The sequence below is a fragment of the Bradyrhizobium macuxiense genome, assembly GCF_007993935.1.
Taxonomy (GTDB): domain Bacteria; phylum Pseudomonadota; class Alphaproteobacteria; order Rhizobiales; family Xanthobacteraceae; genus Bradyrhizobium; species Bradyrhizobium macuxiense_A.
In genome coordinates, this window is sequence record NZ_VITY01000022.1 from 78,976 (window position 1) to 91,676 (window position 12,701).

Annotated in this window: 16 protein-coding genes; 6 read left to right on the forward strand and 10 right to left on the reverse strand. The window is 59.4% G+C overall.

Features of this window, described 5'->3' with window-relative positions; all coding sequences use genetic code 11:
• Positions 1 to 213: 213 nt before the first annotated feature.
• The gene (locus FBZ93_RS38150) at positions 214 to 1,122 is read left to right on the forward strand and encodes a LysR family transcriptional regulator (RefSeq protein ID WP_146992742.1); all 909 of its coding nucleotides are present in this window, start codon (positions 214 to 216) and stop codon (positions 1,120 to 1,122) included.
• 288 nt (positions 1,123 to 1,410) lie between these two features.
• On the opposite strand, the gene FBZ93_RS38155 is transcribed toward FBZ93_RS38150, so the two are convergent.
• A complete protein-coding gene (locus tag FBZ93_RS38155) occupies positions 1,411 to 2,640 on the reverse strand; it encodes a hypothetical protein (RefSeq protein ID WP_146992743.1) in 1,230 nt (409 codons plus the stop codon).
• Between the two features lie 757 nt (positions 2,641 to 3,397).
• On the reverse strand, positions 3,398 to 3,799 hold the full coding sequence (locus tag FBZ93_RS38160; protein ID WP_146992745.1) for a CesT family type III secretion system chaperone: 402 nt from the start codon (positions 3,797 to 3,799) through the stop codon (positions 3,398 to 3,400).
• Positions 3,800 to 3,933: 134 nt separating this feature from the next.
• Here FBZ93_RS38160 and FBZ93_RS38165 point away from each other — a divergent pair, with 134 nt between their 5' ends.
• The gene (locus tag FBZ93_RS38165) at positions 3,934 to 4,347 is read left to right on the forward strand and encodes a hypothetical protein (protein ID WP_146992747.1); all 414 of its coding nucleotides are present in this window, start codon (positions 3,934 to 3,936) and stop codon (positions 4,345 to 4,347) included.
• Positions 4,348 to 5,031: 684 nt separating this feature from the next.
• Here FBZ93_RS38165 and FBZ93_RS38170 read toward each other — a convergent pair.
• The 4 genes from FBZ93_RS38170 to FBZ93_RS38180 form a co-directional block, all read right to left on the reverse strand.
• Complete coding sequence (locus FBZ93_RS38170; RefSeq protein ID WP_246667815.1) at positions 5,032 to 5,607, reverse strand: DUF2285 domain-containing protein; 576 nt, start codon at positions 5,605 to 5,607, stop codon at positions 5,032 to 5,034.
• Positions 5,608 to 5,617: 10 nt separating this feature from the next.
• Entirely contained in the window at positions 5,618 to 5,812 is a 195-nt protein-coding gene (locus FBZ93_RS42060; protein ID WP_433995478.1) for a transcriptional regulator domain-containing protein, read from the reverse strand.
• Between the two features lie 171 nt (positions 5,813 to 5,983).
• Positions 5,984 to 6,262 (reverse strand): DNA -binding domain-containing protein, encoded by a 279-nt coding sequence (locus tag FBZ93_RS38175; protein WP_146992749.1) that lies wholly within the window; start codon positions 6,260 to 6,262, stop codon positions 5,984 to 5,986.
• A gap of 420 nt (positions 6,263 to 6,682) precedes the next feature.
• Complete coding sequence (locus FBZ93_RS38180) at positions 6,683 to 6,958, reverse strand: DUF2285 domain-containing protein (protein WP_146992751.1); 276 nt, start codon at positions 6,956 to 6,958, stop codon at positions 6,683 to 6,685.
• Positions 6,959 to 7,066: 108 nt separating this feature from the next.
• On the opposite strand from FBZ93_RS38180, the gene FBZ93_RS38185 reads away from it, so the two are divergent.
• The 3 genes from FBZ93_RS38185 (at position 7,067) to FBZ93_RS38195 (ending at position 8,930) form a co-directional block, all read left to right on the forward strand.
• Positions 7,067 to 7,348 carry a helix-turn-helix domain-containing protein gene (locus tag FBZ93_RS38185; RefSeq protein ID WP_146992753.1) on the forward strand — a complete coding sequence of 94 codons (282 nt, stop codon included), beginning with the start codon at positions 7,067 to 7,069 and terminating at the stop codon, positions 7,346 to 7,348.
• A gap of 596 nt (positions 7,349 to 7,944) precedes the next feature.
• Positions 7,945 to 8,169: a hypothetical protein gene (locus tag FBZ93_RS38190; RefSeq protein ID WP_146992754.1), complete on the forward strand. Its 225-nt coding sequence runs from the start codon at positions 7,945 to 7,947 to the stop codon at positions 8,167 to 8,169.
• On the forward strand, positions 8,166 to 8,930 hold the full coding sequence (locus tag FBZ93_RS38195) for an amidohydrolase family protein (RefSeq protein WP_146992756.1): 765 nt from the start codon (positions 8,166 to 8,168) through the stop codon (positions 8,928 to 8,930). The genes FBZ93_RS38190 and FBZ93_RS38195 overlap by 4 nt, the downstream gene beginning before the upstream one ends.
• Before the next feature lie 259 nt (positions 8,931 to 9,189).
• Here FBZ93_RS38195 and FBZ93_RS42065 read toward each other — a convergent pair whose 3' ends face one another.
• The 4 genes from FBZ93_RS42065 to FBZ93_RS38210 form a co-directional block, all read right to left on the reverse strand.
• Complete coding sequence (locus FBZ93_RS42065) at positions 9,190 to 9,552, reverse strand: glycosyl hydrolase family 18 protein (RefSeq protein WP_146992758.1); 363 nt, start codon at positions 9,550 to 9,552, stop codon at positions 9,190 to 9,192.
• Between the two features lie 597 nt (positions 9,553 to 10,149).
• The gene (locus tag FBZ93_RS38205; protein ID WP_246667816.1) at positions 10,150 to 10,668 is read right to left on the reverse strand and encodes a DUF2285 domain-containing protein; all 519 of its coding nucleotides are present in this window, start codon (positions 10,666 to 10,668) and stop codon (positions 10,150 to 10,152) included.
• A 67-nt stretch (positions 10,669 to 10,735) separates the two neighbouring features.
• The gene (locus FBZ93_RS42070; protein WP_433995479.1) at positions 10,736 to 10,930 is read right to left on the reverse strand and encodes a transcriptional regulator domain-containing protein; all 195 of its coding nucleotides are present in this window, start codon (positions 10,928 to 10,930) and stop codon (positions 10,736 to 10,738) included.
• Between the two features lie 170 nt (positions 10,931 to 11,100).
• A complete protein-coding gene (locus FBZ93_RS38210; protein ID WP_146992762.1) occupies positions 11,101 to 11,379 on the reverse strand; it encodes a DNA -binding domain-containing protein in 279 nt (92 codons plus the stop codon).
• A 739-nt stretch (positions 11,380 to 12,118) separates the two neighbouring features.
• Between FBZ93_RS38210 and FBZ93_RS38220 the strand changes: the two genes are divergently transcribed.
• Positions 12,119 to 12,343, forward strand: a complete 225-nt coding sequence (locus FBZ93_RS38220) for a helix-turn-helix domain-containing protein (RefSeq protein ID WP_146992763.1) — start codon at positions 12,119 to 12,121, stop codon at positions 12,341 to 12,343.
• Positions 12,344 to 12,701: the final 358 nt, after the last annotated feature.

Genomic DNA, 12,701 nt, shown 5'->3' on the forward strand with positions numbered 1-12,701 from the left:
CGCAGGTGCTTGAAGAGTGCCTCTGCGGCCGATGGCAATTGATGTCGCGAGCCTAACCGTACAGATCGTACCGAGAAAGCCGGTTTTGCGCGCGAGATACCATGATAAGCAGCAATCCAGCTGCGCGCATCGAATAATGTGATGGAGCATTCATTTTTGGAACTAGCCTGCGGTGCCAGCTGGCGGACATTCCAGAGACTACCGGAGCGTAAGATGGCCGCCGAACACGATGAAGTGCCCCTCAATGCAATCCGGGCGTTTGTGACCATCGCGCGAGAAGGAAGCGTAACGCGTGCGGCTACCGCATTGGGAACAACGCAGAGCTCGGTCAGTCGGTACCTGGCCGTGTTACAGGACTACTTCGGTATGGATCTCGTGGAACGGCGGGGTCGGCGGAGCGAATTGACGCAATTCGGAAGGCTTTTCGTGAACACCGTTGCCGAACCGCTTGATACAGTGTGCTTCACCGCCAAGAGAATGCGGCGTCGGACCCAACCCGGCGCCAATCGGATTGTGGTTCGCACGTCGCTTTCTACCTTCGCTTACTCCTTTCTGATTCCGAATCTCCAGGCTTTCTCTGCTGAGACGGGTGGCGTCATCGTGGACGTGATCAGTTCACTGTCTCCGCCGACATCCTCCGACAATTTCGACATCCTGATTACGCGTGATCTTTCCGTCATTGAACCGGCCGACGATTGGGAAATCTACAATGAGGCCCTCGTATGCGTCGGCTCTCCGAACCACGTAACCGGAAAAACGCTCTCAATTGTTCGTTCAATGCCAATTCTGAACATCACATCGCGACCCGACATCCTGCCGACATGGCTAAGGGCGATGAACCTGAGCGCAAAAGACGTAAAGTCGGGGGCGCGCTACGATCACAATTACCTTGCGCTCCCAGCCGTCATAACGGGACATTGCCTGCTGGTCGCGCCTGAAATCATTGTCAGCGATCTCGTGCGCGCGGGCGCGCTGCACGTGATTCCAGGATCGCGTGCTTCCAGCGGCATGCAGTACCGGGCCTATGCGGTCGACCGCAGCGATAACCCCGAGATCGCTCGTGCTTTTTGTCGATGGGTCGCTCGGCTGTGTAAAAAGGCAGCAATTCCGGAAGCCACCTAACAGCCTGTCCGGCGGTATGAGAAATTCGATCGATGGATTCGATTTGGCCTCCGTAGCTGAACTGGCAGAGCGATTATCCGTTCACGCGGCCAAACGAATGGTGCAAAGCAGTCTGCACCCTTTAGGTTCGACTATACCTTTTCTGCCGGCGTGAAAACCTAAGCCGAAGTGATATGCAAGAGGATACCGCGCAATGATGACAACGCCCGCTGATTTGCGAGGTGTCATTGTCGACCTGTTCCCGAGCCGAGCCGTCAAGGGGCTGATTGGGGATTAGCGGCCAGTCCGCTACGACGCGCCGTCCTGCCGGCAACCTCCCCCGATGCCCGAATCGGCCTGCCCGGATGCGGAGGACGACTCACCGATGTGCGCCGTCCGCTGATCTGCGAGGCTACAGCCCAAGTTCCCAGGTTGCGGGACGAGCATAATGTTGCCGCCTAGCGGATTGTCTAGCGTCTGCACCCCACTCCCCGGCGCCAGGTACGCTGTGTAAGTTTGACCGTGGATCCGCAAATTTGCGCGCTCAAACGGCGTCCTCGGCACCTCGCCCCTTCTGTTCAGTGCGCCGATCAGGAAAGGCGGAGCCGGTTGGCAGCCGTGCTTCCAGCCCAGGACGAGATATCCGACATCCTCCAGGGATCGATCCACGAAGCTCGGGCCAGCCTCGCCAGACGATGATGGCCCAGCGATGTCTGGCGGCGGTGTATTCAAATCCACAGGCGACGGAAGCTCCGCACCTTCTTGCCGCAACGCCGGAGCCTCCGCGCTGCTGCTGCCCGCATTCGGCGACACCCCGACGCGCGGCGTTGCCTCGAGATCACTGGTGAGCTGACGAGCACCATGGCCACGAGTGGCGTTTTCGGCTTGCCAGATCAGTTCGCGCAAATGCGTTCCCGCGGCAGCCAGCAGTCCAATCCCTGGCACGCCCAATTCCTCGGGCACGACATTCGCGAGTTCGCCAACAAGTTGCCGACCAACGGCGCGTTGAGTCATCCGATCGATTGCATCAATGACAGTCTGCCTTGACGGCGAATCTGCCTCGGCGGAAGCCCCCTCGGCCAGACGACCACGCCAAATTCGTACAGGTCTCTCGGGCTCGGCAAGACGAGCAGCTCCGGAGACAAAGGCAACGTCGACGGCCTCGGCTGCAGCGGACAATGCCGGCCAGCGGAGATCGAAGCCTCTGGCGTGGTCGATGCCGGTACGCTCCCGTACCCCGTGTTGTACTGCCCAGTTGACGCCGTATTCGGCGGTACTGTAGAAAAAACCTCGTGGCCTCAGCAGGGCATCGTGCGAAACAAGCCGGAAGGCGTAAGCGACGAAGTTTGCGACCTCACGAGCATAGCAGAAAGCGATGTTCGCGTTGGAGAGGACCAGGGCTTGGTAGGCACCGACCTTGTCGTTCGATGAGCTTCGAAGGTGCCGAACAGCGAACATGCCGGTGTGTGCCACGAGGACAAATACAAGCACCGCCGCTATCACGCTGAACAAGAGACGCGAGATCTGACTTGCGGGCACGGTAGGGGTTCCCGCCATCGCAAGGGCCGGCGATTGCGCCGACCGCGAAACCCCGCCCCATAGGCTTCCGGATCGCCTCTCCCCCGCCAGACGTGCAAGCCCGCTCTTGCAGCCGCGACCAATCCCAACGCCAGGTTGACTGCGGCATGTGCCGCCATCGCAGTATCGAGGTCCCGTGCAGAATTCGGGTGACCGGAAAGTGCGCGCACCGTCGCCCCGCCGAGGCGACCAACAAGGGTCTCGAACGCCCCCAATGCTCCGTTCGCACTCAATAGCGCGGCCGTCCAAGCCCACCATCGGGCGCGGCCAACAGGGGGAACGTCTTGATGCTCCGTCCCGGCGTCCACATCTGTTGACAGCAATACGCCGTCCAGGAACGGCGATTCTGCATGTGAAGCAACCTCCCGTTCGGCGCGTGGATCTTCAAAGTCCGACGTCCCCTCAGCGACAATTTCATTCGCGATTGACAGTTGTTCAGATGCGCTTTCGTGCGCTCGTCGCTGGTCATCGGTCAGCGTCGGCGGCCCGCTCGCGCTGTCTCGATCCCACACGCGTAGAGAGGGGGTGTCGCCTGCGCACTCGCCCGGCCCCGTCTCTGTGCAGTCCGCCGCCTTTGAAATGTCCATTGGCGCGCAGTGCCCGGCCTGTTCCTCCGGGCGTTGGCCTGCCGCGGCTTTGTCTTGAGGGGTTGGATCGCTTGCGCACCCGCATCGCGCCTCAGTCGCCGCTGGACAATCCGCGACATTTGAATTGTCCGTCATCGCGCGGCGCTCCCCCCGTCCCGCCAAGCTTTGGCCTGCAGTGCCAGCGCATCAAGCAACGGCGCGAATGCCGGCGGGTCGATCTGCGTAAACTCGAACTTCTGACCCAGGACGAGGTGTTGACTCGACGGATTGACGAAGAACAGCGGTGCACCAAGCAGGAAGTTCTCGAGATTTCGGGATAATGCCAGCTCAACCAAATCATGCTTGGCGACCGTCGAAATCATGCCCGCGTCGAGCAGCACGGCGGCTATGTCGTGCAGGTCCCCGCAGGGATGAACGAATGTGCAAATGATGTCGTGCGCAACCAACGTTCGATCCCGCGTGAATCTGCCAACGTCATCCAGACCCATTGCATCAGAGTAGTCGCCGAGCCACTGAGAGAACGTACGTGCCATAACGATATTCCGCGGTAGTCTTTTTTACTCTAAACACCGCATGTCTCAGGCCTGTGACGCTGCGATTGCATCGCCATTCACGGCGCCGTCGACAACTCGCGCAGAAGCGACGTGATCGATGCGCTGGGCTCGTGATGGTCGATGTTTTCAACACCAGCGCTAGCCGCGCGGCGCGCGTCCGCAGCGACGGTCATATTGTCGCGCGGACAAAGCTCTCTCAACTTGGCGCAGTCGAAAACTTGTCAACTCGCTTCTGGCGAGCGGCGGGACGAATGTTGTTGTTATCGGTCGAGCGTGCCGCAGAAGCGACTCGCGTGGCTAAAGATGAACGTAGTCAATATGACGTTCATATCAAAACCGTCGATCGTGAAGGTACTACAACAGCAAACTGCGGTGATGAGGCGCGACGAACATTCGCTCATTCCCAACTCAGAGCTTGCGTGTTGGAGAAAATGGCGCTCATTTTTGCAGCGTCACAGCGAGACGCAACAATCTGCGTTCGCTACCAACGTTGGCAGTTGATCTGGACGAAAGATGCATGTCACTAACTCCACAGCGAGACACTCGTATGCGCCGGGTCTCCAAATCTCGCCGCGGGAAAAACACTCTGAACTGCGCGCTTATGTCACTTCTGACATCACATCCCCGCCGACTTGCTGTCCTCATGACTGGCGACGATGAACCTGAAAAGACATGAAGTCAGGGGTGCGATGCGATCACAATTCCCCTCCCGTGCTGCTCACCTAATGGGACAATGCCCTCCTGATCGCGCCTGAGATCATCGTCAACGATCTCCTGTGCGCGGCCGCGCCGCACGTCATGGCAGGATCGCGCACGCCAAGTGGCATCCAGCATCGGGCCTGAGCGCTTGACTGCCGTGACAATCCCGAAATCGCTCGTATTCTTTGTCGATGGGTCGCTCGGCTCTTTAGAAAGGCCGCAATTGCGGAAAACCCTTAAACTTATCGGACGGCCCCGGGAATTCGATCGATGGATTCGATTTGATCTCTATAGCTCAACCGGTAGAGCCGATGTCCGTTCAAGCGGCGAGACGAATGGTACAAACCAGTCTTCGCCCCGTCACATTCGACTATGACCGCTTCCGCGGCCACGAAGACCGAGCCGAGTCGTTGCCCGGAAGGATATCGGGCGCCATGATGACATCGCTCGCTGACTTGCGAGGTGGTCTGATTTTGAGACCCCTGCGTGCAGCTAGCTGATCAACCGAGAGCTCAGGAGGTGTCGTCTTTGTTCTTGCGGCGGAGCAAGTCACGGTAGCCGCCCTGCGAAAGACGCAGCCCCATCCGGACCAGGCGAATGGTCCGGCTGCGCAGATCATGTGTTTTCCAGCCTCGATCGGGAATGCGAGGTTTGCCAAACAGACCTTGCGCGATTTTGCGATAGCTGTTTCCCTCCAGCCACCCATCGACTGCACGCAGGCCGAGAATGAGCCGATGCCGAGTTAGGGCCGAAAGAGCAAGAGGCGGTGCTCCGAGAGGGCGGTGTTCGAGCGCTCGCCAAAACCTGCGTGCTGCCTGCAAACGGATGTCGAAGTTGCTGTCGAGCGGCAGGTCAATGGCAATCAATGAGCCGCTCGACGGAAGGTCCTTGAACCAAAGGCGATGCATCGCCCCGCCGAGCGGCACGATGGCATGCCATCCATCCGACGCATGACGGAGCTCGCTGCCCGCCAGTTTGCCAAAATCCAAGTCGTACCGTTTGGACGCTGCCGGTCCAATAGCCAGGCGGATTGGTAGCACGGTCGACAGCGCTTCGGGCGCCCAGAAGACGACTTGTTCGTCGAACACCTTTTGCGGATCAGCTGCAAAACGTCAGCCCCCACTTCCGACGGAAGTGATCCGATCTGGCGCTGGAATGTTCGCTGCTGACCAGGGTCCTAAAGTCTTGTTGATACTCGCGGTCACGGCGAAGCCACTCCCAGGCGATGTCGACAGCATCTGCTGTCTTGGCCGCATGGTATGCGCTCTCTGATCTCCAGTCGGCACCTTGCATCCTGCTGTCTTCCCATGTCCTTAAGCGCACGCGCACGCAAAGGCAATTGCAGCCAGACAAATGTGACGATTTCTGGTTGTGCTCAGACAGTTATTCAATGCCGATCCACTTACGCGATGGGACGACCGACTTTTGCGATTTGAAAGAAGTCACGCGGCCGACCAGATGCCGTCACTCTTCACCGTCCGTCCACCCGCGGCGCAGGAGATCACGATAACCGTGACGCGCCGCCCACTTGGCGCGCGCGAGATGACTATCGAATGCACCGCGCGCGCGATCCGGCTCTAGGGTCGGATCAATGCCAAGCACAATGCGCGCGACTTCGCGCCAATCCGCATGATCGGCTTCGGCATCGAGAAGGCGCATGTAGGTGATGGCGTGCTGCTTGTCGTACGGCGTGAGCTCGGGCGCGCTGGGCGCCAAATCTGAGATCTTCGGATCGGTCGGCACTGCCTGGAACTCCTACCAAACTGAAAAAACGTCTACCTAAAAAGCGAAGCGATGGTAGCCGTATTCATGGCACCTTGGTACCGTCCAGTTGTCGCGATCTGCGAAAATTGTTTCCCGCCAAGACCTCGACTGGAGTCTGCCATCGGATATCTTGGCGTCCCTGGTTCCGTGGCCTATCTCCATTTCCCTCGCTCCGATTTTCGTCGGTGTGGATTTGACTACAGTCCATATCGCTTGGAGCGCGGTCAGCAGATTTGCTGTCCTGCTGGCGCCTGCTCGCTTGTTGCCTGCGAGACGGCATCGACGCGTTGGTTTCGCGAGCAAACTCATTGCGTGCTCGCTGGTCGATGATTTAGCTGGGCGGCCGGCCGGCTGGCGTGAACGCCGTTCTCAATTTCGAACTCCACGTGACCAATTTTGCTATTTGGTCGTGCCGCCGGTAGGCAGATCGCGGTAACCTTGGTGGGCCACCCATTTTGCGCCCGCCAAATGGCCAACGCCCCGTTCGCGAGGGCATGACGACCCGCGATCGGGATCGATATGCAGCACGGTCCGTGCGACTTCTTTCCAGTCACCTACGGCGCCTTCCGCATCCAAAAGCCGCCAGTACGCCACAAGATGCTGCTCGTCATAGGCCGTCAGCACTGGCTCATTTGGCGTGATATCGGAGACGTCTGGATCGACCGGCTTTTTCATCGAAGCTCACGCGCGCGGAGACAGCTCATCCACATTCTGGACCAACTTACCGTAATAGGCGGGTTATAGCCAGTGGTTTGATGGTCAGCTAAATGGCTGCTTTAGCGCATGAAAGCTCGTGCGCTTGTGGCTTGGAACGTACGCCGGATCCGCGTGGGTCTCGGCATTCCGCAAGAGCAATTGGCGTACGATGCCGGAATTGACCGCTCCTATATGGGCCGCATTGAGCAGCAAAAGGAGAACCCGACAATTGATCTGCTCGAGCGTATCGCTGAAACGCTAAATGTTCATTTGTCCGAGTTCTTTGCTCAGCCAACCAAAGGTGCGACGGCTCCGAAGACCTTGCCTAAAGGTCGGAGGCCGAAACGACCACGTCGCAAGACGAGATAGCCCTCGTCACAAGAGTGCCAATTTATGGCGCGCGGCCCGTAGCGGCACTGGGCGACAGCTCTGCTTGAGTTGTTTGTGGCGTAAGTTGCTTCATGAGCTTGCCAAGCTGCGGAAGCAGAAAAGCTTCCTGCAGAACAAAACCATCCGGAGCGCTCGGCTTTACTTCAAACGAGGTTATGAGCCGCTTGGATCGTGATCGGCGCACGCCGCAGGAGTGACACGATCGATTTGCTCGCACGGCTCGACAGCTCGTTGAGTAGGACGTGGTGGTCATTACCCTATCAATGTGCGTGTCGATCTCGAGGTTACCTTCGAAAATCCTTGCGCCAGATTCGATACTGGTTGGCCGCGCCCGTCGTGGGCGCGAGAGGGATGTTGGCTTCATTGGCACCCACACTCTCGAACTCACTCCAACCTACCCGGAACCGTCTTTACCTGACGTACAGAACTTGCGCGTCACATTCGTCCGAAACGTACGAAGGATTTGAGCTGCTTTCTCGTCCCGTTGTCCAGTTTCTGGTTCGCGCTAACAGAAGGCGAAGAATGGAGATCTTGAGCTAACAATCAAATGAGTCTACAGCGATCCCCGTACTGCAATGGAGCGCGAGCATTCCACCCCGGAACGCGGCCCCATCGGCGAGATCATGCAGAGCCAGTGCCACGATCTGGACGCGCGGCGGGACGTCGCCCGCCGCGCGCTTGAGCAGAAGCTCGCGAGTGTCTATCGCCGCCGGGCAGCCGTCGACGACCTGCGCTTTCGAGTGTACTACGGCCTAACCAGCGCTGTGCCGGTTGTGGTCTGCTGCGGGAGTGCGTCATGAGGATCGACTGCGAGGTCCACCCCTTCCGCCAAGAGGCCCGGCGGGCGGCGCCCGTCATCGACGGTTCCTTGGCACACATGGAAAGCACGGCGCGAGGCTGTGCGATCTCTGGACTCGTACTGGTCCAACCCGCTTTCCTTGATGGCGACCCGACCGAACTCTTCGCCCAAGCGAGCCAGGCCCAAATGCCGGTGCGGCTGATTCCGCCTCTCGTACAACCATTGGCGCCTTGGGTCTTGGAGCAGTGGAGCCGATCGGGCGCCGTGGGTTTGGCGGTAACGCTTGACGACGTTGATTTGTTGGCTGAGTCCCTTGAGGCGGCCCTTGAATTGGGCTTCCACTTGGAGATATCCGGCGGGGTTGAAGGACGAGAGCGCCTCGCAGAGTTGCTGCTGGCTGACGGCCATCGCCTGGTGTTCCGAGACTTCGGACTTGCGGACAGCACCCGCGATCCCAGCTGGGATCCTCGATTGCAGCGGCTCCTGTCACTCGCTGCAGACGCCGAGGTCTGGGTGAAGCTGTCGGGGATCGGGCGCGTTCCAGATGATTGGGCCAAGTCGGCGGCGGATAAACTGCTGGAGGAGCTCACGCCGGAACAGCTGCTCTGGGGGTCGGAGTGGCCCCACGTGATGGCCGCCCATGCTTATGCGCCATCGTATGCACAGACGTTAGCGTGGCTTGAGGAGCTCGTCCCAGACGCCGACGCGAGAGGACGGATCCTTGGCGAGACTCCGGCTGCCTTGTACGGCTTCCGCAGCTAAAGACCTTTTGCCTCGAGGAAAAACGAAAATGCGTATCTGCACTGCGCGCCCGTGCTCCCGGCTTGCTACGCGCGAACAGAGCTTGCCTTGAAGGGAGCCGTCAGATCGAGCCGGACCCATCTGGGCGTTCTTCGGACCGATACGGCAGTCGCGTAGAAGCTGTAGACCGCAGGCAAGCACGCCGGCAGCGACATGGGTTGATTTCGTTCGTTCGAGGCAGGCGGATGACGTGCTTCAGTGCGGCGCGATGACCACGCTCCTATTCGGACCTTCGCGCATGACGGGCGCGAAGGGCTGCGAGCAGCGAACCGTCATCGGCGAACAGGTCCCAAATCATGATCCCGGCGAGTGCGTGGGCGCGCGCGTACATCGCTTCGCGTGCGATGGAGAGTGGGCCGTCGTAGCCGATCCATATGCGCCACCCGGCGTCACAGAGCCACGGCACCTGGGCCTCGTCGCTCCAGTACCGGCGAAAGCCCTGCTCCTCCGGTCGCCGGGCAACGAGATCCCGATAATCGATGCCGTCGCTCCCTCCCCACTCCCCGCTCGCTGTCGCCCCATGCTGGAAGAGCCGCCCTCCTCCTGCGGAACGTCCACAACAGCTCGGCCATCGTCGAGGCAACGATCCGCAAGTTCAGACAGTCCTTCTGCCGAGACAGAGCCGAACGCGGACATGAAGTGGGCCAGCCCGCGAACCGCGATTGTCTTGATGCTTGACCGCCCGCCCGGGGGCCTTCCAAGGGGCCAAATAGCTGGCGACCACGGGGTTCCAAGGCAGGCGCGGTTAGCCCTTGCTGCACCAGCGCGTGTCCGAGCGTAGAAAACCCGGCGGCGGCGAATGTTCGACGACTAACGGCCATGCTTAACGACTTTGGTCTCTCCAGCGCATTGCACGTCTGCGCCAACCGATGACTCGATCACCTCCACGAAGGGATTTCCACTTCCGTTGGCCCGCGAAAGGTTCATCGAGCGCGAAAAACACGCACCCAACTGCAGAGTCTCGAACTTCGCTCCACGAGGCGATCTCGGGTGGATTCACGTTGAGCTGCTCAAGAATACGATCGACTCTCTCCGTCCGCACCGCAGTGACATCCCGCGATCGACCATCCTTCATTCGAGGTCCCCTGCCGTGATCGACCGATACTGCTGCCAGCTTCAGTTCGTCCGAACAAAGCCATACAGCTTTCCATCTCGTGCAGCTATCCGATCAGCCAAGAGCCTAGGATCTGCTGTCTCTACCCTTGCGATGGAACAATGCGCGATAGCCGCCCCGCATGAGACGCAGCCCCATCCGGACCAGGCGGATGGTCCGGCTGCGCAGATCATGTGTTTTCCAGCCTCGATTGGGAACGCGATGCATGCCAAACAGACCTTGCGCGATCTTGCGATAGCTGTTTCCTTCCAGCCGCCCATCGACTGCGCGCATGGCGAGGATGAGCCGACGCCGGGTCGGGATCGACAAAGCAAGAGGGGATGGTCCGAGGGGGCGCCGTTCGAGCGCTCGCCAAAATCGGTGTGCTGCCCGCAAGCGAATGTCGAAGTTGCGGTCGAGCGGCAGATCGACGGCAACCAATGAGCCGCTCGACGGAAGTTCCTTTAACCAAAGGCGATGCTTCGCGCCTCCGAGCGGCACGATGGCATGCCATCCATCTGACGCATGACGAAGCTCGCTGCCCGCCAGTTTCCTGAGATCCAGGTCGTACCGTTCGGACGCCGCCGAGCCAATAGCCACGCGCACGGGTAGCACGGTCGACAGCGCTTCGGGCGCCCAGAAAACGGCTTGTTCGTCGAACGTCTTTTGCGGATCAGCCGCAAAACGTCAGCCCCCACTTCCGACGGAAGTGATCCATCGTCGCGCTGGAATGTTCGCTGCTGACCAGGGTCCTAAAGTCCTGTTGATACTCGCGATCGCGGCGAAGCCACTCCCAGGCCATCTCCATACTTTCTACTGTCTTGGCGTCAGGATAATCATCCTGTGATCTCCAGTCGGCACCTGGCATCCTGCTCTTTTCCCATGTCCTTAAGCGCGCACGCACGCAAAGGCAATTGCAGCCCGACAAATGTGACGATTTCTGGTTGTGCTCAGGCGGCTATTCAATGCTGATGCAGTTACGCGATGGAACGATCAACTTTTGCGATTTGAAAGAAGTCACGTGCCGATCAGATGCCCTCACTCTTCACCGTTCGTCCACCCGCGGCGCAGGAGATGACGATAACCGTGACGCGCCGCCCACTTGGCGCGAGCCAGATGACTTTCGAAAGTGAGACGCGCGCGATCCGGCTCAAGGTTCGGATCAATGCCAAGCACAATGCGGGCGACGTCTCGCCAATCCGCATGATCGGCTTCGGCATCGAGCAGACGCATATAGGTAGCGGCGTGCTGCTCGTCGTATGGCGTGAGCTCGGGCGCGCTCGGCGCCAGATCTGCGATCTTCGGGTCGGTCGGCACGGCCTGGAACTCCCACCAAACTGAAATTATTCACGACACCGTCCAATTGTCGCGCTGCGAGAATTGTTTTCCGCGGAGATCCCGATTGGGGTCTGCCATCGGATATTTTGGCGCCCCTGGTTTCGTGGTCTATTTCGACTTCGCTCGATCCGATTTTGGCCACTATGGATTTGACTACAGTCCGTATCGCTCGGAGCGCGGCAGCAGATTTGCCGTCCTGCTAGCGCCTGCTCGCCTGTTGCCTGCCAGATGGCATCGACGCGTGTGGTTTGGCGGCAAACTCATTGCGTGCTCGCTGGCGGATGATTTGGCTGCTCGGTCGAGCCCGCTGACGAGAACATTGTTCTCAATTTCGAACTCCACGTGACCCATTTTTGCTATTTGATCGCCGCAGCGAGGAATGCCACGGCATATCGGTTGGTCGCCCGTTTTGCCTGCCAACTAGCCAACGAACGGTTCGTGAGCACGCCCTGGCCCACGATCTGGATCGATGTGCAGCACGATCCGAGCAACTTCTTTCCGGTCGGCGTCATCGGCTTCCGCATGGGGAAATCGCCGGTACGCACCGGAGGCTGCTCGTCACGGGTCCTGAACTATTCGGAGCAGGATGAGCGAGGATTGAGCGGTGGGATCCGGATGATTTTCTTAGATTGCAGTTTCGGTTCACAACGTGCACGAGATGACATTTTGTCAAGTATATCGAGGTGCAGTATATTGAGCAAGCGGCATCCTTTCCCGCATGGACTTGCGGGAGACATTTGCCACCAATTTGCGCCGTCTGCGCAATGCGAGGGGATGGTCCCAAGACGAGCTTGCCTTCGAGGCCAAGATAAGTCGGGGCTATTTGAGCCTGCTTGAAAAGGGCGAGTACTACGTCAGCATCAAGATCATCGGTCGCCTTGCCGACAAGCTCGAAGTTGAGCCTGCTGAGTTCCTCAAACGGCCCGCAAAGAGAGGCCGCTAGGTAGGCACGGCCAACACGCACTTACTCCAAATCCATTTTCCTGGCTTCTTCCGTAATCCGCGAAAGCTGCTCTAAGTGACTTCCAGCGGTCGCGCATAGTCTTCCCGCGGCTGACATGGATTCGAGATGGACCGACGCAGGGGCGCGCATCGATGTGGTCGGAATGGTCGTGGTAACCTTCTCCGTGCCGACTTGGGCAAGACAAGCCTGGCGCTGTTTACGAGGACACGGCAAGCCGGGCCGCCAGCGCAGCCATGACTGATGGCCGGCTTCGCCATTCGCAAGCACGACCTCTCGTACGAGCGCTGGCTGAAGCCTCCTACCCACGAGTGCAGTTCGTCAACTGGTCTCACCGATC

Excerpts from the sequence above, each read along its gene's own strand:
- FBZ93_RS38150 (WP_146992742.1), top strand. The coding sequence starts at position 214 with ATGGCCGCCGAACACGATGAAGTGCCCCTCAATGCAATCCGGGCGTTT.
- FBZ93_RS38160 (WP_146992745.1), bottom strand. The coding sequence starts at position 3,799 with ATGGCACGTACGTTCTCTCAGTGGCTCGGCGACTACTCTGATGCAATG.
- FBZ93_RS38165 (WP_146992747.1), top strand. The coding sequence starts at position 3,934 with ATGGTCGATGTTTTCAACACCAGCGCTAGCCGCGCGGCGCGCGTCCGC.
- FBZ93_RS42060 (WP_433995478.1), bottom strand. The coding sequence starts at position 5,812 with ATGCAAGGTGCCGACTGGAGATCAGAGAGCGCATACCATGCGGCCAAG.
- FBZ93_RS38180 (WP_146992751.1), bottom strand. The coding sequence starts at position 6,958 with ATGAAAAAGCCGGTCGATCCAGACGTCTCCGATATCACGCCAAATGAG.
- FBZ93_RS38185 (WP_146992753.1), top strand. The coding sequence starts at position 7,067 with ATGAAAGCTCGTGCGCTTGTGGCTTGGAACGTACGCCGGATCCGCGTG.
- FBZ93_RS38190 (WP_146992754.1), top strand. The coding sequence starts at position 7,945 with ATGGAGCGCGAGCATTCCACCCCGGAACGCGGCCCCATCGGCGAGATC.
- FBZ93_RS38195 (WP_146992756.1), top strand. The coding sequence starts at position 8,166 with ATGAGGATCGACTGCGAGGTCCACCCCTTCCGCCAAGAGGCCCGGCGG.
- FBZ93_RS42070 (WP_433995479.1), bottom strand. The coding sequence starts at position 10,930 with ATGCCAGGTGCCGACTGGAGATCACAGGATGATTATCCTGACGCCAAG.
- FBZ93_RS38220 (WP_146992763.1), top strand. The coding sequence starts at position 12,119 with ATGGACTTGCGGGAGACATTTGCCACCAATTTGCGCCGTCTGCGCAAT.